General features: G+C 70.7%; 17 protein-coding genes, 1 tRNA gene and 1 pseudogene. 8 read left to right on the top strand and 11 right to left on the bottom strand.

Annotated elements, in window-relative coordinates; all coding sequences use genetic code 11:
- Nucleotides 1–98 precede the first annotated feature (98 nt).
- Nucleotides 99–1313, top strand: a complete 1215-nt coding sequence (locus ACZ7L7_RS15185; protein WP_453606454.1) for a cation:proton antiporter — start codon at nucleotides 99–101, stop codon at nucleotides 1311–1313.
- A 332-nt stretch (nucleotides 1314–1645) separates the two neighbouring features.
- Here ACZ7L7_RS15185 and ACZ7L7_RS15180 read toward each other — a convergent pair whose 3' ends face one another.
- Nucleotides 1646–2116: a cation:proton antiporter regulatory subunit gene (locus tag ACZ7L7_RS15180; RefSeq protein ID WP_471431126.1), complete on the bottom strand. Its 471-nt coding sequence runs from the start codon at nucleotides 2114–2116 to the stop codon at nucleotides 1646–1648.
- Nucleotides 2117–2279: 163 nt separating this feature from the next.
- Here ACZ7L7_RS15180 and ACZ7L7_RS15175 point away from each other — a divergent pair, with 163 nt between their 5' ends.
- Entirely contained in the window at nucleotides 2280–2687 is a 408-nt protein-coding gene (locus ACZ7L7_RS15175; protein ID WP_472076057.1) for a hypothetical protein, read from the top strand.
- A 21-nt stretch (nucleotides 2688–2708) separates the two neighbouring features.
- Here the strand turns inward: ACZ7L7_RS15175 and secD are convergent, their stop codons facing one another.
- The 3 genes from secD to ACZ7L7_RS15160 form a co-directional block, all read right to left on the bottom strand.
- The gene (secD, locus tag ACZ7L7_RS15170; RefSeq protein WP_472076055.1) at nucleotides 2709–5027 is read right to left on the bottom strand and encodes a protein translocase subunit SecD; all 2319 of its coding nucleotides are present in this window, start codon (nucleotides 5025–5027) and stop codon (nucleotides 2709–2711) included.
- Between the two features lie 64 nt (nucleotides 5028–5091).
- Nucleotides 5092–5619 (bottom strand): hypothetical protein, encoded by a 528-nt coding sequence (locus ACZ7L7_RS15165; RefSeq protein ID WP_471592713.1) that lies wholly within the window; start codon nucleotides 5617–5619, stop codon nucleotides 5092–5094.
- A 132-nt stretch (nucleotides 5620–5751) separates the two neighbouring features.
- On the bottom strand, nucleotides 5752–6849 hold the full coding sequence (locus tag ACZ7L7_RS15160; protein ID WP_471592712.1) for a hypothetical protein: 1098 nt from the start codon (nucleotides 6847–6849) through the stop codon (nucleotides 5752–5754).
- A 206-nt stretch (nucleotides 6850–7055) separates the two neighbouring features.
- Here ACZ7L7_RS15160 and ACZ7L7_RS15155 point away from each other — a divergent pair, with 206 nt between their 5' ends.
- Both ACZ7L7_RS15155 and ACZ7L7_RS15150 read left to right on the top strand, forming a co-directional pair.
- Nucleotides 7056–8741 (top strand): PP2C family protein-serine/threonine phosphatase, encoded by a 1686-nt coding sequence (locus ACZ7L7_RS15155; RefSeq protein WP_472076053.1) that lies wholly within the window; start codon nucleotides 7056–7058, stop codon nucleotides 8739–8741.
- A gap of 224 nt (nucleotides 8742–8965) precedes the next feature.
- Nucleotides 8966–9559: a hypothetical protein gene (locus ACZ7L7_RS15150; protein WP_285515649.1), complete on the top strand. Its 594-nt coding sequence runs from the start codon at nucleotides 8966–8968 to the stop codon at nucleotides 9557–9559.
- Here ACZ7L7_RS15150 and ACZ7L7_RS15145 read toward each other — a convergent pair.
- A complete protein-coding gene (locus ACZ7L7_RS15145) occupies nucleotides 9549–9845 on the bottom strand; it encodes an SCO5918 family protein (RefSeq protein WP_285515651.1) in 297 nt (98 codons plus the stop codon). The genes ACZ7L7_RS15150 and ACZ7L7_RS15145 overlap by 11 nt on opposite strands.
- A 353-nt stretch (nucleotides 9846–10198) precedes the next feature.
- Between ACZ7L7_RS15145 and ACZ7L7_RS15140 the strand changes: the two genes are divergently transcribed.
- The gene (locus tag ACZ7L7_RS15140) at nucleotides 10199–10576 is read left to right on the top strand and encodes a DUF5994 family protein (RefSeq protein ID WP_285515652.1); all 378 of its coding nucleotides are present in this window, start codon (nucleotides 10199–10201) and stop codon (nucleotides 10574–10576) included.
- Here the strand turns inward: ACZ7L7_RS15140 and ACZ7L7_RS15135 are convergent.
- Nucleotides 10573–10920, bottom strand: coding sequence for a hypothetical protein (locus ACZ7L7_RS15135; protein ID WP_453608522.1), 348 nt, complete (start codon nucleotides 10918–10920; stop codon nucleotides 10573–10575). The genes ACZ7L7_RS15140 and ACZ7L7_RS15135 overlap by 4 nt on opposite strands.
- A 284-nt stretch (nucleotides 10921–11204) precedes the next feature.
- Here ACZ7L7_RS15135 and ACZ7L7_RS15130 point away from each other — a divergent pair, with 284 nt between their 5' ends.
- Nucleotides 11205–11396 carry a hypothetical protein gene (locus ACZ7L7_RS15130; protein WP_453608519.1) on the top strand — a complete coding sequence of 64 codons (192 nt, stop codon included), beginning with the start codon at nucleotides 11205–11207 and terminating at the stop codon, nucleotides 11394–11396.
- A gap of 113 nt (nucleotides 11397–11509) precedes the next feature.
- Here ACZ7L7_RS15130 and ACZ7L7_RS15125 read toward each other — a convergent pair whose 3' ends face one another.
- The 4 genes and pseudogenes from ACZ7L7_RS15125 to ACZ7L7_RS15110 form a co-directional block, all read right to left on the bottom strand.
- Nucleotides 11510–13219: a SulP family inorganic anion transporter gene (locus ACZ7L7_RS15125; protein WP_472076204.1), complete on the bottom strand. Its 1710-nt coding sequence runs from the start codon at nucleotides 13217–13219 to the stop codon at nucleotides 11510–11512.
- A 97-nt stretch (nucleotides 13220–13316) separates the two neighbouring features.
- Nucleotides 13317–16045: pseudogene (locus tag ACZ7L7_RS15120) on the bottom strand (cation-translocating P-type ATPase).
- Nucleotides 16046–16133: 88 nt separating this feature from the next.
- Nucleotides 16134–17207, bottom strand: coding sequence for a polyphosphate kinase 2 family protein (locus ACZ7L7_RS15115; RefSeq protein WP_453608516.1), 1074 nt, complete (start codon nucleotides 17205–17207; stop codon nucleotides 16134–16136).
- Nucleotides 17208–17591: 384 nt separating this feature from the next.
- Nucleotides 17592–17665 (bottom strand) — tRNA-Gly (locus ACZ7L7_RS15110).
- A 505-nt stretch (nucleotides 17666–18170) separates the two neighbouring features.
- On the opposite strand from ACZ7L7_RS15110, the gene dcd reads away from it, so the two are divergent.
- Nucleotides 18171–18746 carry a dCTP deaminase gene (gene dcd, locus ACZ7L7_RS15105; protein ID WP_285514347.1) on the top strand — a complete coding sequence of 192 codons (576 nt, stop codon included), beginning with the start codon at nucleotides 18171–18173 and terminating at the stop codon, nucleotides 18744–18746.
- Nucleotides 18747–18748: 2 nt separating this feature from the next.
- Nucleotides 18749–19261, top strand: coding sequence for a phosphoribosyltransferase (locus ACZ7L7_RS15100; protein WP_285514346.1), 513 nt, complete (start codon nucleotides 18749–18751; stop codon nucleotides 19259–19261).
- 31 nt (nucleotides 19262–19292) lie between these two features.
- Here the strand turns inward: ACZ7L7_RS15100 and ACZ7L7_RS15095 are convergent, their stop codons facing one another.
- Nucleotides 19293–19946 (bottom strand): excalibur calcium-binding domain-containing protein, encoded by a 654-nt coding sequence (locus tag ACZ7L7_RS15095; protein ID WP_285514345.1) that lies wholly within the window; start codon nucleotides 19944–19946, stop codon nucleotides 19293–19295.
- Between the last annotated feature and the right edge of the window lie 94 nt (nucleotides 19947–20040).

Raw genomic sequence — 20040 nt, 5'->3', positions numbered from 1 at the left:
GATGTCGAGCAGTGGGCCGAACTACGGCCGCTGCACCCGCCGACGCACCCGTGCCGTGTCGCACCGCCCGCCTTCCGACCGACGGAGGACCGACGCCCGTGCACCACACGACCGCCCTGCTCATCGAACTTGGCGCCATCATCCTGGCCCTGGGCCTGCTGGGCCGCCTCGCCGGACGCGTCGGCCTCTCGCCCATCCCCCTCTACCTGCTGGCAGGGCTGGCCTTCGGCCACGGCGGCATCCTGCCGCTGCAGGCCAGCGAGGAGTTCGTGGCCACCGGCGCCGAAATAGGCGTCATCCTCCTACTCCTCCTCCTGGGCCTGGAATACAGCGCCTCCGAACTGGTCACCAACCTCAAGACCCAGTACCCCTCCGGCGCCGTGGACTTCGTCCTCAACGCCGCCCCGGGCGCCGTACTGGCCCTGCTGCTCGGCTGGGGCCCGGTGGCCGCCGTCGCGCTGGCGGGCGTCACCTGGATCTCCTCCTCGGGCGTGATCGCGAAAGTCCTCGGCGACCTGCGCCGCATCGGCAATCGCGAGACCCCGGTCATCCTGAGCATCCTGGTCCTGGAAGACCTCTCCATGGCGGTCTACCTGCCCATCCTCACCGCCCTGCTGGCCGGCGTGAGCCTGGCCGGCGGCGCGATCACCCTGCTGATCGCCCTGGCCACGGTAGGCGCGGTCCTCTACATCGCCCTGCGCCACGGCCGGCTCGTCAGCCGAGCCGTGTCGTCCGACAGCGCGGAAATGCTGCTCCTGGTGGTGCTGGGCCTCACCCTGCTGGTCGCAGGGATAGCCCAACAACTCCAGGTCTCGGCGGCCGTGGGCGCGTTCCTGGTCGGCATCGCCCTGTCCGGCGAGGTCGCGGAAGGCGCCAACAGCCTGCTCACCCCCCTGCGGGACCTCTTCGCCGCGGTCTTCTTCGTCTTCTTCGGCCTCCACACCGACCCGTCCGACATCCCCCCGGTCCTCCTCCCGGCCCTCGCCCTGGCAGGCGTGACGGTCCTGACGAAGATCGCCACGGGCTACTGGGCCGCGAAACGGGCGGGCATCTCGACGAAGGGCCGCTGGCGAGCGGGCGGCACGCTGGTCGCCCGCGGCGAGTTCTCGATCGTCATCGCGGGCCTGGCGATAGGCGTGGAGCCCCGCATCGGCCCCCTGGCCACGGCGTACGTCCTCATCCTGGTCGTCCTGGGCCCCCTGGCGGCCCGCTGGACAGAACCCCTGGCCCACCGCCTGACCCCCCACCGTCACCGCACACCGGCCCCCACACCCACGACAACCGAGCCGGAAACGGTGCCGGCGAACAGGTAGGGCGCCTTCTCAGCCCACCTGGGCCTTTTCAGCCCGCCCGGGCCTTTTCAGTCCGCCAGGGCCTTTCAGTCCGCCAAGGCCTTTCAGTCCGCCTGGGCCTTTTCGGCCCGCCCAGGCCTTTTAGCCCACCCGGCCTTTTCAGCCCACCCGGGCCCTTTCATCCCGCCAGGGCCCTTCCAGACCGTCGGCCCTTGTCAGCGAGCCCGGTTCTTTCAGCCCGTCCGGCGTTTGAGGACGAGGCCCGTCCAGGGCCGATACGGGGGTCTGGGGGCGGAGCCCCCAGGGGACGGGAAAGGGAAGGGGCGGCGGGGGCGACAACAGGCGCGAAGGAGTCACTCCCGGCCGAGGATGGCCGCGGCCGCGTCCACACCCTCACGGGTCCCGATCACGATCAGCGTGTCCCCGCCCGCGAGCCGGAAGTCCGGCCCCGGCGAGGGAATCGCCTCCGCCCGCCGCAGCACCGCCACGATCGACACCCCGGTCTCGGTCCGCATCCGCGTCTCCCCCAGATGACGGCCGTTCCAGTGCGAGGTGGCCGCCAGCTCGATCCGCTCCGCCACCAGACCCAGCTCGGTCGTCGACAGCAGACTCGGACTGTGATGCGCCGGCATCAACGCATCGATCAGCGCCTCCGCCTCACCGGACGTCAGCCGCACCGACAACGCACACGCATCCGGATCGTCCTTGCGGTACGCAGACAGCGTCCGCGACCCGTCCCGATGCGCCACCACCGACAGGGGCCGCTGCTCCCGCGTCACCAGGTCGTACCGCACCCCGATGCCCGGCAACGGCGTACTGCTCATCCGCGCAGCACCCACGGCTGCCCCCCTGTCTCAATCACACGTTTCTCCGGCCAGACTTTGATGACACCCTAACGAGCATCCGGAACCGGACCTTCGCCCACTTGGCCCTGATTCGGCAAGAGGGGCGATCACCGCGGAAGGGCAGCCGAGGGAAAGGTCGAGCATGGTCGAGTGGGTGTCCCTGAGCACGGGGGTGCGGCCCGTACCCAGGCCCGTGGCGACCCCGCTGGTGTGGGCCGCGGCCTGCGGTGGCGCGCTGGCGCTGGTGGAACTCCTCAACGCGTTCGTCGGCCCGAACCGCCCTTCCCTGGCCCTGGCCGTCCTGTCCCTGCTCGCCGCCCTGCTGGGTCTGCGCGCGCGTTTCACCGCCGCCCCGGGCACGGCGGTCCTGTGCTGGCTGTTCCTCAACGGTTTCGCCATCCCGCCCGCCGGCACCCTCACCTGGACGGGACAGCGCGACGCGTTCTGGCTGACCTGCCTGCTGACCGCCGTGCTCGTGGGTACGGCGGCGGCCCGGCTGCTCCACGCCCGCGCCGCGTACCGACGCGTCACGGAGCAGACCGGACCCTAGACCCCAAGCCCGGCGCCGCCCTCAGACCACCGCCCCCGACCCCCGCCGCTCCCTGCCCTCCGCCCGCCTGGCAGGCACCGCAGGCAATGCGGGCCCCGGATACCGCCCCTCCAACTGCACCGCGATCGGCACCGCCGTGAACACCGTCGACGCCATGCCGATCACCACGCCCGCGATCAGCGCGACGGAGAAGTCCGCGAGCGAGTCCCCGCCGAGGAAGGCCAGCGCCGCCAGGATGAACAGCGCGCCCATACCGGTGTTGACGGTGCGCGGCAGCGTCTGGACGACGGCCCTGTCGGCCGTGGTCTCCAGGCCCGCCGACGGGTCCCGGCGCCGCGCCTCGCGCACCCGGTCGAAGACGACGACGGTGTCGTTGACGGAGTACCCGATGACCGTGAGCAGGGCCGCCAGGAAGACGCTGTCGACGGGCTTGCCGAGCCAGGCGAACAGGCCCACCACCAGCAGCACGTCGTGCACCATGGCCGACACCGCCGCCGCGGCGAACGTCCACCGGAAGCGCACGCTGAGGTAGATCATCTGGGCCGCGACGGCGATGCCGAGCGCGATGAGCGCGTTGCGGCGCAACTCGTCACCGAGGCTCGGGCCGATCATCTCGTCCCGCTCGACGGTGACTTCACCGCCCGCCTCGGCAAGCGCCGACTTGATCGCGTGCTGCTCGTCATTGCTCAGCTCACCGGTGCGTACGGAGATGTCCCCGTCCCCGGACTCCTGCACCACCGCGCGCGGGAACCCGGCGTCCGCGACCGCCTCGCGGGCGGTGTCCACGTCGACCGGCCTGCTGGTGCTGTACTCCACCAGCCGCCCGCCGGTGAACTCCACCCCGAACTCCAGCCCGCGCAGCCCGATCCCGGCGACCGCGACCGCGATCAGCAGCCCGCTCAGGCCGAGCCAACGGCGCCGGTGGCGCACCAGCCGGGGTTCGCGCCGGGCGAGCCAGGCCCGTACCCGGCCGGTGGAGGTGATCCCGGTCAGGCCGGGCCGCCCGCGCACGGAGCGGCGCCCGATTGCGAAGTCGGCGAGGACGCGGGTGATCACGAGCGCCGAGATCATCGAGACCAGGACGCCGATGCAGAGGGTGACGCCGAAGCCCTTCACCGGCCCGGTGGCGAAGAAGAACAGCAGTCCGGCCGCGAGCAGCGTGGTGATGTTGGAGTCGAGGATGGCGCTGAAGGTCTCGCGGAAGCCGGTGCGCAGCGGCTTGTCCAGGCGCGCCGAGGCGGACTTGAGCAGACGGGCGCCGACGTACTCCTCCCTCGCCCGCTCGAAGACCAGCACATTGGCGTCCACCGCCATGCCGATCGCCAGTACGAACCCGGCGAGGCCGGGCAGGGTGAGGGTGGCGCCGAGGGCGACGAGTGCGGCGTAGGAGATCAGGCCGTACAGGGCGAGCGCGATCGTGGCGAGGGCGCCGAGGAGCCGGTAGACGACGACGATGAACAGGCCGGTCAGGGCGAGCCCGATGATCGCTGCCTGCGTGCTGGCCTCGATGGCGTCGGCGCCGAGCGTGGGGCCGACGGTGCGCTGCTCGACGACGTCCACCGGCACCGGCAGCGCGCCGCCCTTGACGAGCGCGGCCAGGTCGTGGGCCTCGTCCTTGTCGAAGCCGCCGGTGATCTGGGTGGAGCCGCCGGTGATACCGACGTCGCAGGCCACGCTCGGGTTGACGGCGGGGGCGGACAGGACCTTGCCGTCCAGGACGATGGCGACCCGCCGCTCGGGGGCGCCCTGCGCCGCGCACGCCGCCTCCCCGGTGATCCGCGCCCAGTCCTTGCCGGCCTGCCCGCGGAAGGAGAGGTTGACCGTCCAGCCGGCCATCGCCTGCTGGTCGAGCCTGGCCTCGGCGTCCTTGACGCCCTCACCGGTCAGCGCGGTAGGCCCGAGCCGGAGGAAGGCGCCCTTCTGATCGGGGTCGGGCAGGGTGCGGGAGCCGTCCTCGGCCGCCCCGGTCTTCTTGTCCTGCTTGTCGGTCACGCCCTGCACGGGGTGGACGGTCAGTTGCGCGGTACGGCCGATGACCTCGGCGGCCTCGCGTGGGTCCTGCACTCCGGGCAGCTCGACGAAGATCCGCTTGTCGCCGGAGCGGTACAGGCTCGGTTCGGACACGCCGAGCGCGTCGACGCGCTGGCGCAGCACCTCCAGGGCGCGCTGGGTCGAGGCGGCGTCGGCGCGGACGCCGGGGGCGTCCTTGGTCTCCAGGACGATCTGGGTGCCGCCGCGCAGGTCGAGGCCGAGGCGGGCGGACTGGGTGAGGGCGACGAGGATCGATACGGCGATCACACCTAGGGCGATGATCGCCCGCCACAGGGGCGCACGGGACATGGGTTCTCCACGATGGGCAGGCAGACGGAGCCGACGTCTGCCCCGGGGCGCGGAGAGGCGCGGGTCAGGCGTCGACGAGGACTTCGGTGCTCCATCGGAAGGGCGGCCCGCGCGGCCGGTGCGCGTCGGTGTCCCGGCCTTCACCGGTGCCCCCGTCCGCCACGGCCCCACCGGGGCCGCCGACCGCGCGGTGCGGTGCGCTGTCCTGGGCACCCGGACCCAGGAAGCCGTGGAAGGGGTACGGCCCGGTCTCGGCGGGGCCGAGGACGGGGCGCGCGGCCGGGGTGGGGGTCGCGGCGGGGGTGCTCGCGCGCGAGTCGGCGGTGACGGTGACCCGTACGACCGACGGGACGGCCCCGACCGTCGTGCCGGCCCTGGGCGTCGTACCGGCCCTGGGCGCCGTACCGGCCGTGACCGTCGTACCGGCCCTGGGTGTAGTACCCGCCGTGACCGTCGTACCGGCCGGGGCAGGTGCCCGGGACGCCAGTGCCGACTTGGCCGACGCCGGCAGGAAGACGGTCAGGACCGCGAGCAGCGCGGACAGAACGACGGCGGCGGGACGCGAGGAGTGCGCGCGGAGCTGCTGCTGCACACCTCTCGCCTCCCCGGATCAAGTTGCCGTAAGGACTCGAACGGACCCGGTCGCCGGAAGGTTCCCGGCCGTCGCAAGGTTCCCGGCCGTCGCAAGGTTCCCGTTCGCCGGAACGTTCTCGCCCGCCGGGTGTCAGTGCCGACGCGGGTACACGGTCGGTCCGGGCAGTTCGAGATCGGTGCAGTCCCGGCGTTCGGCCTGGTCCGAGGCGAACTCGTCGAGGAGTCTGCGTACGTCGCTCATCGGCAGGGCCGATCCGGTGCCCGTCGGGGTGTAGCTGTTGGCGAGGAAGTTGGCCGCCTCCCCGGCGCACCGGGCCTTGGCGCGGCCGAAGGCGGTGCCGAGCAGGGCATCGTGGGGGCTTCGGTCGTCCGGGAGCCGTGCGTTGTTGGAGAGCAGCCGGGCGAAGGGCTCGGTCGTCCAGCCGCCGTACCAGCCGGAGAGGTCGACGGCGGACTCGCCGGTGCCGGAGTCGATCAGCGAGCAACTGGTGATCGGGGCGCGGTCGTCGGTGGGCGCGACGACCTGCCAGGCCTTGCCGGAGGGGCTCCTGGGCAGCGTCGTACGCGTCAGCCAGCCGCACATGGTGTTCCCCGCCCGGGACAGGGCGAGCTTCCTGACGGGCTCGACGCGGTCCGGCAGCGGCAGCGGTTCGGCACCGCAGCCCAGCTCGGCGTTGGCACCGTTGGCGATCCGCACGGCCGTACGCAGGGAAGCGGTCGAGGGGGCGTCCTCCACCCCATGGCTGTAGACCTTGGTGACCAGGCGGGGCCTGCGGCCCTCGGGATCGCGCCCGAGCTTCGGGCAGTCCTGGACGATCACCGGGCCGAAACTGCCGTAGAAGCCGGGGACGGACGCGGGGAAGGGGTACGTGAGGTCCCTGGGGATGGAGAACTCCATGTCCAGTGGGCCCAGGCGGGCGCCCGCGTCGGTCTGCGCCTCCACGCGCAGGACGAAGTGCCGCCCGTCGCCCTCGTCCACCCCGCAGCGCAGTACGGGCTTGCCGGAACCGAAGGTGTCGCGGCCCGCCCGCAGCCGTTCCGTCGGCAGCAGGTCGGCGAGTTCACCGCCCGACAGATGGCCCCCGCACAGCCGCTCGGCGTACCACCACGGCTGCCACACCGGCTTCGCCGCCCAGCCGCCGCCCGCCACGACGGCGACCACCGCCACCACGACCACGAGCAGCCGCCCGCTCGGCAGCCATCGCCGCCCCCGTATCCCCGTTGCCATGACCTGCGGTCTCTCCCCCGATGTACAGGACCGTGCACGAACGGGGCGCAGCCTACGCGAGGCCACGGGGTACGGTGGGCGCTCCGGAGCGGCCTGGCCCCCGCCCCCGGGTGGTGGTGCGTGCCCTGCGCGGGTAAGCAGGGTCCCAGGGGGAACCCGGGTCACAGGTGTGATCCGAGGTGATGCTCCGGCGACGGGAGGCGGCGATGATGCGCCCGGACAGTGCGCGGGAAGCGCTCGACCGGGCTCTGGACAGCCTGGGCACGGGCGCCTGCCTGGTGGACGAGCAGGGCCTGATCATCGCCGTGAACACGCACGGCGAACAGCTCCTGGGCCGTCCCGTCGCCCACCTGGTCGGCCAGGACGCCCACGACCTGCTGCACCGCACCAGCCGCGGAGAACCCATGCCGCGCGACCGGTGCCGGATGCGGCGCAGCGTCCTCGGCGGCGGCCCGCAGCAGGGCGAGGAGGAGTGGCTGGAGCGCGGGGACGGCGTACTGGTGCCGGTGGGCTGGCTGGCCACGCCCTGCGAGACGATCACCGGCGAACAGGCCACCCTCGTCCTCTTCTACTCTGCGGAGAGCCCCGAGCGTCCCGCCCAGCGGCCACCGACGTACGGCTGGCTCTCCGAGTTCGAACGGCTCGCGCTGCTCGCCGAGACGACCACCGTGCTCACCTCCACGCTGGACATCCACGAGGCGCTGCGCCGCCTGATCAGCCTGGTGGTGCCCCGGATCGCCGACTGGTCCGTCATCGACCTCATCGACGAGCGCGGGGACGTCGAACGCTTCGCCGTCGCCCACGCCGAGAACGGCACCCTCGTCTTCCGCGACGACCTCCAGGGCCCCATGCCGCCGGTGCCGGCGGAGTCCCCGATGCCCCTGTCCCGTGCCCTGCGCGGCGTCGCGTCCTCCCTCGCCGGGCCCGAGACCTACCAGGGCCCGCCCGACTCCGACATCGCGGTGGAGCAGCGGCGCCTGTTCAAGGCGACCGGGATGCACTCGGCGGTCGTGGTCCCGCTGCGCAGCATGCACGAGGTGCTGGGTGCCCTCACCCTGGGCCGCGCCGACCAGCCGGAACGGTTCACCGCCAAGGAGACCGCGCTGCTGGAGGACATCGCCCGCCGCGCCAGCCTCGCCCTGGAGAACGCCCGCCTCTACCAGCGCCAGCGCCAGGTCGCCGAGACCATGCAGCGCCATCTGCTGCCGAAGCTGCCGCGCTCACCGGGCCTCGCCATGACCGCCCGCTACCTGGCCGCGCCGGACGCCTCCCACGTCGGCGGCGACTGGTACGACGCGTTCACCCTGCCGGACGGCGCCACCGCCCTCGCCGTCGGCGACGTCGTCGGCCACGACCTGGAGGCGGCGGCCGGGATGGCCCAGCTGCGCAACATGCTCCGGGCCTACGCCATGTCCCAGCAGGAGCCGCCGAGCCGGATCGTGGAGTGGCTGGACCAGGCGACCCAGCACATCGCCGAGGTCTCCATGGCCACGTCGGTCTTCGCGCGCGTGCACCGGAGAGCCGACGGCGGCCACGAGCTGAACTGGACCAACGCGGGCCACCCCCCGCCCCTCCTGATCACCGCCGACGGCGAGGCCGACTACCTCACCGACGGCCACGGAATACTCCTGGGCGTCACCCCCGACCGCCCCCGCCCCGACGCGACGACGGAACTGCCCCCCGGCTCCACCCTCCTCCTCTACACCGACGGCCTGATCGAGTCCCCGACCTGCTCCCTGGACGAGGGCCTCGCCCGCCTCCGCCACCACGCGGCGGCCCTGGCCCACCGGCCACTGGAGGCGTTCGCGGACGAACTGCTGGCACGGGCCCGCCCGACGGACAACGACGACGACGTCGCCCTGCTGACGGTCCGCCTCGAACCGGAGGCATGACAGCCCATCAGGCCTCACGGGCCTGGCGGAGTCGCTGTAGCCGGGGCCGGTCCCTCCCGTGGTGGGCACGGAACCGGAGTGCGGAGCCGTCCGGGGTACGGAACCGCCCGGAGTACGGTGGAAGGACCGAGGATCTCGCGCGCGCCGGCCCTCGCGGCCGGTGCCGTCCCCGGTGAGCGTCGATGCCGGGGCGGTCGTGGCCTTCCCGGAGCAGGGACCGCGCCATGACCGCGCACGTGCTGGAACCGCCGAGCAGGGAACGGGGCGCGTCACCCAGGGCAGGGGCGGTGCTGCGGCCACTGACCCGACGCCAGATCACCGACCGCCTGGAAGAGCTGGGCGAGGTGTACACCCACTGCTCGGCCGGCGGGGACGAGGCCCGCGCCCGCTTCCAGCACCGTCTGATGACGGCCGTAAGACGCCCCGGCTTCGCCCTGCTGCTCGCAGGGAACACCGACCCCGTAGGACTGGCCTACGGATTCCCCGTACGGGCCGAGGGGTGCGCGGAAGCCGGAATCGGCGCGTACTTGCCGACCGGCCTGCACCAACTCGCCGCGTCGGGACGGCTCTTCGCCATCCCCGAGACGGTCGTCCCGCCCGAGGCGTACCGGCAGTACCAGGGCCGCGACTGGAACCTCGCCCGACGCCTGCAGAAGAGGCTGCTCGACGATAACGAGGCGGCCCTCGGCGTCACGCTCGTATGCCGGGACGACACCGGGAGGCTCGAAGCGCTGCGCTCCTGGGGCTGGCGGTGCGTACCGGCGGCTCCAGGAGCGAACCCGTCCGCCAGGTGCCGGGCCCTGGTCCTCAGCCCATGAGCCCCGTGCCCGTCCCCGGCCAGGGCTCGGCCCGCTGCACGGGCGGGGCGGCCGGGGCGTCGTGGCAGGTGAAACCGAGCCGGGTGAGCGCCCTGCGGACCTCGCCCGAGGTGAAGTCGCGGCGGTTCTGCCGGGTGATCACTTCCCCGACCTGCATGACGGGGTAGACGCGGCGGTTGACGGTCACCGACACCCCGGTGACCGCTTCGGGCTTGACGCCCGACATCGACTGCTCGACCTCGAACTTGGTGAAGTCGAAGGGATAGCGGGCGATGACGCAGCGCATGATGCCTCCACGGGGTTGAACGGGAAAACCGACCGGGGCCGGTGGTTGCAACGGCCCTAGGAGGCACCGGAAACAGCCGAAAAGTCATGCAATCCATGGAATCCACGGAATACGCGGAATGCGCGGAATGCGCGGAATCCATGGAGCCCAGCGAATTTCATCGAAACAAGAAAGGGAGTTGGCAAGCCAGATGTTTTGATGACCGAATAATCGACGCTACCACGGTTGTTCCGGGCTGACGAGGAGCGAGAACGCCGAGCTCGTCGGCGACGGAGCCTTTCCCGGCGTGCGGGGTTACGGTGGGAGGACACCCGGGCACGGCCACGGGCCGGGTCCCAGACAGGAGTGCCCTGATGGCGTCCTCCCTCCCCATGGCCCGTCTGCGGCTGGCCCCGCGAGGCGCTGTGTCCCTGCGCGTCGACGGCGCGTGGTGGCCCCGCTCCCACCACCTGCTCGCCGAACTCCCGTCCCTGATCAGCGCCTTGCCCCCGGAATGGGGAAAGATCGTCACCGTTACGGTGAACACCCAGATGTGGGCCGAGGCGCCGGGCCGCATCCTGGTCGGCCACCACGTCGTCCGCCTGCGCGGGGAGTCCGCCTGGCGCCGCCGCCACACGGTGGGCCTGTTCCAACCCGACGACACCCGCCGGGACTTGCTGGTCGTACCCCCCGAACTGGCCCCGGCGGACGCGGAATACCTGATGGCGGCAGTGGCGTCGTACGACCCCTAGAGCCCCAGCAGCCGCTGGGTGATCTCCCGGTACCGCCGCACCGCGAGATGGAGTTCGGCGGCGTCGGTTTCCGGGTCCTTGCCCTCCCAGCCGGCCCGCAGGATCCGGCGCTGCTCGGCAAGGGCCGCCATGAGCTCGGCGGTGGCCTCGTCGAAGGCGCCCTCGCACTCCTCCAAAGAGTCGAGCGGGGCGTCGGGGAACGTGTTCAGCGCCCGCCCGAGCCGACGCAGGACCTTCTCCCGCTCGTCCGCCGGGAACACGGGCTCCGGTCCCGGCGCACGGCGCCCGGACACACCCCGGGGCTGGTCGGCGGGCTGCTGGGCGCGTGTCTGGTCGTACATCATCAAGTGCCGCTCTCCTGTGCGTAGTGCCGGATGTCCATAGCGGCGTGGCCGTAAGCCGTGCGGCCAGTCAACGTGGCGTGCCGACGGGTGTCAATGCGGGGCCGCCGCAGGCGTGACCGCGACCGCGTGCCGACGGAAGCCGCCCGTGCGACCGGACGCAAGCCCTGGGGTCCTTCCCGGCCGGGTCAAGAACAAGGCCGTCAATATGGTCACCGCCTTCATCATCAAGTACATCCGCCAGCTCGCCCCGGCACGACGAGACCCAGAGGTACCCATGGCCTACAGTGGCTTTCTGGTGCACCGGCGCCGCCGTACTCAGCGCGGCGCCACTCGTGCCGATCGGCAGCGTCGTCCTCAGCGGCGGCGGCAAGTCGATCTCCACGTGGGGCCTGGCGATCTTCGCGCTCTACGGCATGGCTGTGGTGATCGTAGGGGCGTACCCGTTCGAGAAGATCAAACACCTCGCCGACGACTGACCGGCACCACCGACGTCGCGTGGGCCAGCTGTGCCGGACCCTGGAGCCGTACGGCTGGCCTTGGCTGCGCGACCAGCAACCACGCGAACGGATTCCACCCGGCTGAAGCGCGGTCACCGCTCGTCGGTGGTGTGGGGCGTCCACTCCGCCCCGGTGCGCAGGCGGAAGGCGGCGACGGCGGCCTCCACGGTGGGGAAGAAGTGCTGGGGGTCGATGGTGCGGGTGAGCCCGTACCGTTCGATCTTGCGCCGCACGGGGTCCTTGAGCTCGGCGAACACCAGATGCACGTCCCGGGCGTTGAGGTTCTCGTCGAGTTCCTCCAGGACGTCGGCGGCGGTGGTGTCCACGTCGGTCATGGGCTCCGCCGCGATCACGATCCAGCTCGGCCGCGGGTCGGCGTCGGCCAGACGCCTGATCTCGTCGCGGAAGGCCTTGGCGTTGGCGAAGAAGAGCGGGGCGTCGAACCGGTAGATCACCAGGCCCGGCAGGTTCAGGGCCTGCGGGTAGGAGCGGATGTCGTGGTAGCCCTCCAGGCCCCGCACCCGCCCCAGCACGGTGTTGTACGGCCACCAGGCGCGCCGGAAGACGTTGAGTACGGACAGGGCCACGGCGATGGCGATGCCGGGCAGTACGCCGAGCAGGGCCACCCCGGCGAAGGCCGAGAGGCACAGCAGGAACTCCGCCCGGCGTTGCCGCCACAGCCGTACCACTCCGGGGAGGTCGGCAAGGGAGAGTGACGCGGTGATGACCACGGCCGCGAGGGCCGGCTGGGGGAGATTGCGGAACAGGCCCGGAACCAGCACGAGCATGAGGACGATGAGCGCCGCTCCGACGACCCCGGTGAGCTGGCTTCTGGCCCCCGCGCGCTCCGCGACCGCCGTACGGGATCCGCTCGTGCTGACCGGGAAGCCCTGGAAGAGACCGGCCGCGAGGTTGGCCACACCGATCCCCGCCATCTCCTGGTTGCCGCGGACCTCCTGCCCCGTGCGGGCCGCGAAGGCCGACGCGTTGGAGATCGTGTCGGCCAGGGACACCAGGGCGATGCCCAGCGCACCGGCGAACAGCGGCGCCAGGTCGGCGGGCCGGATGTCGGGGATCGTGAACGGCGGGAAGCCTTCCGGCAGTTCACCGACCAGGCTGACACCGTGCTCGCCGAGGTCGAAGACGGTGGCCGCGGCGATCGTCAGGACCACCATCGCGAGCACGGCCGGGATCTTCGGCATCAGGCGTTGCAGGACCAGGATCACGACGATCCCGCCGACACCCACCGCGGCGGCGGCCGGCACCGCCGCCCCGTCGGCGAGTTTCTGTACGAAGCCGACGCACTCGCCGATCAGGTTGTCCGCCTCGACCTTGAAACCGAGCAGCTTGGGCAGCTGACCGATCAGAATGGTCAGGGCCAGGCCGTTCATGTAGCCGATCATCGTCGGCTTGGAGATCAGGTCGGCGATGAACCCGAGCTTCGCCACCGAGGCGAGGATCATGATGGCCGCCACCATGAGCGCGAGCACCGACGCCAGCGCGACGGCCCGGTCGGGGTCCCCGTCGGCCGCCACCAAGGGGAGCACGGTGGCGGCGATCATCGGCCCCAGCGAGGAATCAGGGCCCAGCACCAGGATCCGGGACGGCCCGCACACGGCGTATCCGAGCAGGCAGAGAACCGACGTGTAGAGGCCGGTGATGGGCGGCAGGCCCGCCAGCTCGGCGTACGCCATGCCCTGCGGGACCAGCAGCGTGGTCAGGACGACTCCCGCGACCACATCCTTGACCAGCCATTCCCGCCGGTACGACGACACGGCACGGATCCCGGGAACAGCCCGCAACCGCGAGAGAAGTCCGGGGGTGGTGCGTGGAGTTGTCACAGACGGTCCCTTCGTTCCGCCCTGCCGCTCCCGGTCCTCTCCGACCGGTCCCGACCCGTCAGGCGCCTCTGGACCGACGTGCCAGGAGCTTGCCCAGTTCCCACAGAAGCAGAAGCGCCAGGGCGGCCAGCAACGCCCAGCCGAACTGCCGCGCGTTGATCTCGGTCGTACCGAGGACGCGGCGGAACCCGTCCATCTGCGTCACCAGCACCGCGAGCACGAACTGGGCCAGCGCCACCCAGTTCATCTGCCTGCTGTCGAAGGTGGACGTCGTCAGCACCGACTCCGTCTCGCTGCGGCACTCGAACGCGGCCACGATCAGACACAGGGCGAAGGCGGTGAACGCGATCGACTGACCGGTCCCGACGCTGTCGAACAGGGCCTGCCCCAGCTTGATCAGCCCCAGCAGGAGGACGGTGATCGCCAGCCCGCCGAGTGCGACCGTGACCAGGACGGGCCGGGTCAGGACCGACTCCCCTCGCGGGCGCGGCCTGCGCAGCATGAGCCCGGGGCTCTCCCGGTCGAAGCCCAGCGCGAAGCCGAAGGAGGCGTTGACCACGAAGTGGATCCACAGCACCTGCGGCGGGGTGAAGGGCTCACCGGCGGCGATGTCGAAGACGGTGGCCCCGAGAAAGGTCAGGACGAACGTGACCAGCAGGAGCAGGACGAACCGGATGTACTTCGTGAGGTTGTCGTAGATTCTCCGGCCCTGTTCCACGGCATAGACGATGGTGGCGAACCTGTCGTCGGACAGGATCATGCGTCCGGCGTTCTTCGCCACGTCCGTCCCGCTGCCCATCGCGATACCGATGTCGGCGGCCTTGATGGCGGGCGCGTCGTTGACGCCGTCCCCGGTCATCGCCACGACATCGCCCTTCTTCTTGAGCGTGTCGGCGAGCAGCACCTTGTGCTCCGGCGCGACGCGCCCCACCACGCCGATGCCGTCGATGCGGGCGAACTGCTCCTCCTCGCTCAGGGCGGCGAAATCGGCGCCGAGGACCGCCTCGCCAGGGATGCCGAGCTGCCGCGCGATCGCCGCGCCGGTGGTGACGTCGTCACCGGTCACCATACGGACCCGGATGTGCCCCGCCTGCGCGCCGGCCACGGCTGCCTTGGCGTCCTCGCGGGGCGGATCGACCATGCCGACGAGACTGGTCATCCGCAGGTCGGTGACGTACGCGAGCAGGTCGCCGTCCGGATCGAAGCCGGCCGGGTCCAGATCCCGGGTGGCCGCGGCCATCACCCGGCGCCCCTCGCCGCCCATCCGCTCGGTCTGCGCCTCGGCGCGCGCGATCAGTTCGGCGTCCCACGGGACGGTCTCGCCCGCCGCGAGCGCGGTGGCAGCCCGCGCCACCACCGCCGGGACCGCGCCCTTGACGAAGCACCGGACGCCCTGCCGCCCCGAGGCGTCGACCACCGAGTTGAAGGTGGCCATCAGCTTGTACTCCGGGTCGAACGGCAGGGTGGCGAGCCGGGGAAGACCTTCCCTGGTGGCATCGACGTCCAGCCCGGCCTTGTGCGCGAGCACCAGCAGCGCGCCCTCGGTGGGATCGCCCACTACCTTCCCGTCCACCAGCTTCGCGTCGCTGGCCACCACATACGGCAGGATCGCGTCCTCGATGCCGCGGAGGAACCCGCGGCATGGTGGATCTTCCCGTCGAGCCCGTATCCGGTGCCCGAGACGGTGTACCGGTCGGTGGGACTCACCACCTCGACGACGGTCATCTGGTTCATCGTCAGGGTGCCGGTCTTGTCCGAGTTGATCGCCGACGTGAACGCCAGGGTCTCGACCGACGGCAGTTCCTTCACGATGGCGTTCCGCTTCGCCAGGTTGAGGCTGCCCACCGACAGGATCGCCTGGGTCACAGTCGGCAGGGCCTCGGGGATGGCGGCGATGGCCAGCGAGACCGCGCTGACGAACAGGACGTCCCAGGCCTGGTCACGCTGGCGTCCCAGGGCGAACATCACGATCATGGTCAGGGCGGCCGCCCCGGTGATCCACAGCGTCAGGGTGTCGAGCTCCTTGGTGAGCGGCGGTACCTCCTTCTCGGTGGCCGACAGCATTCCGGAGATCTTGCCGACCTCGGTTCCGGCACCGGTCGCGGTGACGACGAGTACGCCGCTGCCGTGGGTGACCGGGGTGTTCATGAACGCCATGTTCGTCCGGTCGCCGGGCGCGGGCAGGGGGCCCCGCAGGGTGCCGGCGTCCTTCGCGGCGGGCACGCTCTCGCCGGTGAGCGCCGACTCGTCGATCTGCAGGGCACTGGCCTCGATGAGGCGTCCGTCCGCCGCGACCTGGTCACCGGCGGTGATGAGCACGATGTCACCAACGACGAGCTGTTCGGCGGGGATCTCGGCCTCCGTGCCGTCCCTGCGTACCCGTGCCGTCGCCTTCATCATCGACTGTAGCGCGTTCATCGCGCTCTCGGCCTTGCCCTCCTGGCGCAGGCCCACGACCGCGTTGAGCAGCGTCAGGACGATCAACAGGATGGCGGTGGTCCACTCCTCGATGAGCAGCGAGACGACGGCCGCGACGACGAGGACGATCTGCATGTAACTGCGGTACTGCCGGAGGAAGCGGCGCCAGGCCGGAGTCCGCTTCTCCTCGGGCAGCGCGTTCGGGCCGTGCGTGGTCAAGAGCTGCGCGGCCCGTGCCTCCGGGAGACCGACCGCCGGATCGACGCCGAACGCCGCGACGACCTCCTCGGGAGCGCGCGCGTACCAGTCATCCTCCGGAGAGCCATGCGGCCGAGGCTGTTCCCCCACGGAATTGGACTGCACCGCCATGGTTCTGCCTCCGATGCGTGGCCCGATGCGTGGCCCGATCTGTGGCCGCGGACGCGTCCGGGATGGTCGCGCATCGGCCCGACAGGTCCTAGCCGCGCTTCTTCTTGGCGGACGGATGCCGGTCGGCGGTCGGATGCCGGTCGGCGTACGGATGTCGGTCGGCGTACGGATCGGCCGATGCCCCGACGGGGGCCTCCCGCTCCAACTCCCGCTTGGTGACGAGCAGTTCCTTCCGTGCCGCTTTCCCCACGTCGGGGTACTGAGGGTCGATGTCCATCAGGGTGTGCGCGAGGATCGCCGCTGCGCAGATCCGCGCGAACCACTTCCGGTCCGCCGGCACGACGTACCACGGCGCCCACTTCGTGCTCGTGGCCGACAGCATCTCGGAGAACGCGAGCTGGTAGTCGTCCCAGCGGCGCCGCTCCCGGACGTCGGCCGCGGAGAACTTCCAGTTCTTCTCCGGCAGGTCGATCCGCTTCAGGAAGCGGGTGCGCTGCTCCTCCTTGGACAGGTTGAGGAAGATCTTCACCACCTTGAACCCGTTGTCCGTGAGGTAGCGCTCCCAGTGGTTGATCTCCCAGTAGCGCCGCTCCCAGATGCCCGGCCCGCGTGTGCCGTCCGGCAGCTTCTGCCGGACGAGGTTCTCGGGGTGGACCCGTACGACGAGGACCTCCTCGTAGTGCGAGCGATTGAAGATGGCGATCTCGCCGCGCTTGGGCAGCCGGGCGGCATAACGCCACAGGTAGTCGTGGTCGAGTTCGGCGGCGGAGGGCACCTTGAAGCTGCTGACCCGTACGCCCTGGGGGTTGACGCCGCTCATCACATGGCGGATCGTCCCGTCCTTGCCACCGGCATCGAGTGCCTGCAGACAGAGCAGGACACCGTACGTGTCCTGGGCGGCCAGCCGCTCCTGGTACTCGGCCAGCAGCGACACCCCGGTCCGCAGCAGCTCGATCCCGTGCCGCTTCTTCAGACCGGCCTTGTAGCCAGGGTCGTAGTCACGCTCCAGCCGCACCTTCGACCCCGGTTTCACCCGGAGCGGCCCGATGAAGTCCGCGATGCGTTCGCTTCTCTCGTCCGACATCAGGATCAGCCCTTCGCTGGACCGGGTGAGCACGGCGCGCCCCGGGCGCCTGGCCTGCGGCGGTGCGGCCGACAGCACGGAGCAAGTCGTACGCGGCCCTGACCACCGCCTCGGCAGACGCCACTCAGCCGCACCATTCGTCCCGCGAACCATGTGCCGGGAGATCCGGCTACGCAGCCGGACCCGTGCCCTCCACCGGCTCGGGGCGACGACGCGAGCCCTCAACGGGAAGGCACGCGACCTGAGAAGTCCGCTCTTCGATCGTCATGGCCGTACTGACCCCATGTCCCACGGCCTCCGAACCGCGGAACCACGCATCCCTCGTGCTCATTGTCCGCGCGCCCGGACAAGATCGCTCCCTGAGACCAGGGCAGGAAGTCATGGAGGGAGGGACGTCGATACGACCGGGCGACTGGCCTGGACAACAAACAACCCCCGGGCCAGTGGCCTGGGGGTTTCACATGGAGCGGGTGACGAGAATCGAACTCGCGCTCTCAGCTTGGGAAGCTGATGTTCTACCATTAAACTACACCCGCGTAAGACGCCGACCGGAGTCGGTGTCCGACTGCTCGCTCACTTTACCTCATGGCTGGCCCCCGGTGCTCGGACCCCGGGGGCCTGACTGGTTTTCAGGAGTGGGATGCGGCTGCGGGGGGCCGGAGTTGGGGCGTACGGTGGGGGTCTTGGAGAGGGTCCGGGTGGGATCGGAGTGCCGCCTGGAGGGCCGTCCCTTTCATCCCGTAATGTGGGGTTTCGTCGCCCGGCGGGCAGCAGCCGGGTGCGGCTCTTGGGGAAGGGACTCAAAGGACTTGATGGAGCGCACCGTCGTCCAGTGTGCCGATGGGCACGTGTTCAGCACCGCCTCGTTCCCGATGCAGCAGGCCGAGCGGCTCGGTCCCGGACGGCTGGTCCGGTGTCCGCGCTGTGCCCGGCTTCGCAGTGTCGTGCCGGTGGCCCTGGAGAAGCGGTAGGAAAAGGGAGTACCAGGCGCGCGGTGCCGTCCGATTCGGTCGGTCCGCGCGCCTTGCGTATCCTCGGGACGTGCTTCTCTCAGACAAGGACATCCGGGCCGAGATCGACGCCGGGCGGGTACGGATCGATCCCTATGACGAATCCATGGTGCAGCCGTCGAGCATCGATGTGCGGCTGGACCGTTACTTCCGGGTGTTCGAGAACCACCGGTACCCGCACATCGACCCCTCCGTCGAGCAGGCCGATCTGACGCGGCTGGTCGAGCCCGAGGGGGATGAGCCGTTCATCCTGCATCCCGGTGAGTTCGTGCTCGCCTCCACCTACGAGGTCATCTCCCTGCCCGACGATCTCGCGTCGCGGCTGGAGGGGAAGAGTTCGCTGGGGCGGCTCGGGCTGGTCACTCATTCCACCGCTGGGTTTATCGACCCCGGGTTCTCGGGGCACGTCACCCTTGAGCTCAGCAATCTCGCTACCCTCCCGATCAAGCTCTGGCCCGGGATGAAGATCGGGCAGCTGTGCATGTTCCGGCTCAGCTCGCCCGCCGAGTTCCCCTACGGCAGTGAGCGCTACGGCTCCCGCTACCAGGGGCAGCGCGGGCCCACCGCCTCCCGGTCCTACCTCAACTTCCACCGGACGCAGGTGTGAGCATGAGCAGCGACGTACGCGAGAACCTCACCTACGAGCGGTTCGGCACCGCGGTCCGCGAGCTCGCCCAGACCATCGCCGACGACGGCTACGAGCCCGACATCGTGCTCTCCATTGCCCGCGGCGGTGTCTTCGTCGCCGGCGGCCTCGCCTACGCGCTCGACTGCAAGAACATCCATCTCGTGAACGTGGAGTTCTATACGGGCGTCGGGACCACGCTGGAGATGCCCGTCATGCTCGCTCCCGTCCCCAACGCCATCGACTTCTCCGACAAGAAGGTCCTGATCACGGACGACGTCGCCGACACCGGCAAGACGCTGAAGCTGGTCCACGACTTCTGTCTCGACCACGTCGCCGAGGTCCGCTCCGCCGTCATCTACGAGAAGTCCCACTCCCTCGTGAAGTGCGAGTACGTCTGGAAGCGGACCGATGAGTGGATCAACTTCCCGTGGAGCGTCGAGCCGCCCGTGAGCAGGTCGGGAGAGGTGCCCAAGGAGAACAAGGAAGCCCTCTGATCGGAGCGGGTCCGATTTAGGCGTCCTTCGGTCACGGGACGTACGGCTCGCATGCCACCCCGTCGCCGTCCCGGTCCAGGTGCGGTCCGTAGCCGGGATCGTTCGGACCGAGCGGTGCTGCGCCTGCCGCCTCTGCCTCGTCGCAGTTCTCGTAGTAAGGGGAACTGGCGCTCGGCCCCGGTACCTCGTGAACGTTCGCGCCCACGATCATGCCGCCCCGCACGGTGTACGTGCCCTCGAAGATCCGCAGCGTGCCGTCCGTCTGTGCGGCCTCCATCCGGACCAAGACGGTGTCCCCTGTGGTGCGGAGGATGTGCAGCGTGTCGTAGGCGGTCGTGGCGAAGCCGTTGACGAAGGCCGGGTAGGAGGAGGACAAGTTCTTGCCGCCCAGATCCCAGGCCCGTTGGTAGTCCTGGGCGTTGATGGCGGCGACATACGCGTGGACGACCGATGCCGCGTCGGCGACCGTCGTCGGCGGGGGTGGCGACGGTCTGGGGGATGTCGGCGGTGGTGCCACAGACGCGGGTGCCGTGGTCGTCGGCTCCGGCGGCGGTTCAGTGACGGTTCTGATCACCGTAGTGGCGCTCTGGGCGGGTTCCGGAGCCTCGTCGGCGCCGCAGCCGCTGATGCCCACCACCGTGATCAGCAGCACGGGTGCTGCTCCGAGGGGGAAAAGGCGATTCATGGACTGACAGTGAGGATGTTGGTGGCTTCTCCGGGTGGGTCTGACTCATGGACTGACCGACGCCGACTGGCTGTCCTCAAGGGGATCCGTCGGC

Source organism: Streptomyces sp. NPDC110618, from assembly GCF_055657065.1.
Note: the sequence above shows the minus strand (reverse complement) of the source record. Positions and strands in the feature narration are given on the sequence as shown.

Excerpts from the sequence above, each read along its gene's own strand:
- ACZ7L7_RS15100 (WP_285514346.1), top strand. The coding sequence starts at position 18,749 with ATGAGCAGCGACGTACGCGAGAACCTCACCTACGAGCGGTTCGGCACC.
- ACZ7L7_RS15180 (WP_471431126.1), bottom strand. The coding sequence starts at position 2,116 with ATGAGCAGTACGCCGTTGCCGGGCATCGGGGTGCGGTACGACCTGGTG.
- ACZ7L7_RS15175 (WP_472076057.1), top strand. The coding sequence starts at position 2,280 with ATGGTCGAGTGGGTGTCCCTGAGCACGGGGGTGCGGCCCGTACCCAGG.
- ACZ7L7_RS15155 (WP_472076053.1), top strand. The coding sequence starts at position 7,056 with ATGATGCGCCCGGACAGTGCGCGGGAAGCGCTCGACCGGGCTCTGGAC.
- ACZ7L7_RS15150 (WP_285515649.1), top strand. The coding sequence starts at position 8,966 with ATGACCGCGCACGTGCTGGAACCGCCGAGCAGGGAACGGGGCGCGTCA.
- secD (WP_472076055.1), bottom strand. The coding sequence starts at position 5,027 with ATGTCCCGTGCGCCCCTGTGGCGGGCGATCATCGCCCTAGGTGTGATC.
- ACZ7L7_RS15145 (WP_285515651.1), bottom strand. The coding sequence starts at position 9,845 with ATGCGCTGCGTCATCGCCCGCTATCCCTTCGACTTCACCAAGTTCGAG.
- ACZ7L7_RS15135 (WP_453608522.1), bottom strand. The coding sequence starts at position 10,920 with ATGATGTACGACCAGACACGCGCCCAGCAGCCCGCCGACCAGCCCCGG.
- ACZ7L7_RS15140 (WP_285515652.1), top strand. The coding sequence starts at position 10,199 with ATGGCGTCCTCCCTCCCCATGGCCCGTCTGCGGCTGGCCCCGCGAGGC.
- ACZ7L7_RS15160 (WP_471592712.1), bottom strand. The coding sequence starts at position 6,849 with ATGGCAACGGGGATACGGGGGCGGCGATGGCTGCCGAGCGGGCGGCTG.
- ACZ7L7_RS15095 (WP_285514345.1), bottom strand. The coding sequence starts at position 19,946 with ATGAATCGCCTTTTCCCCCTCGGAGCAGCACCCGTGCTGCTGATCACG.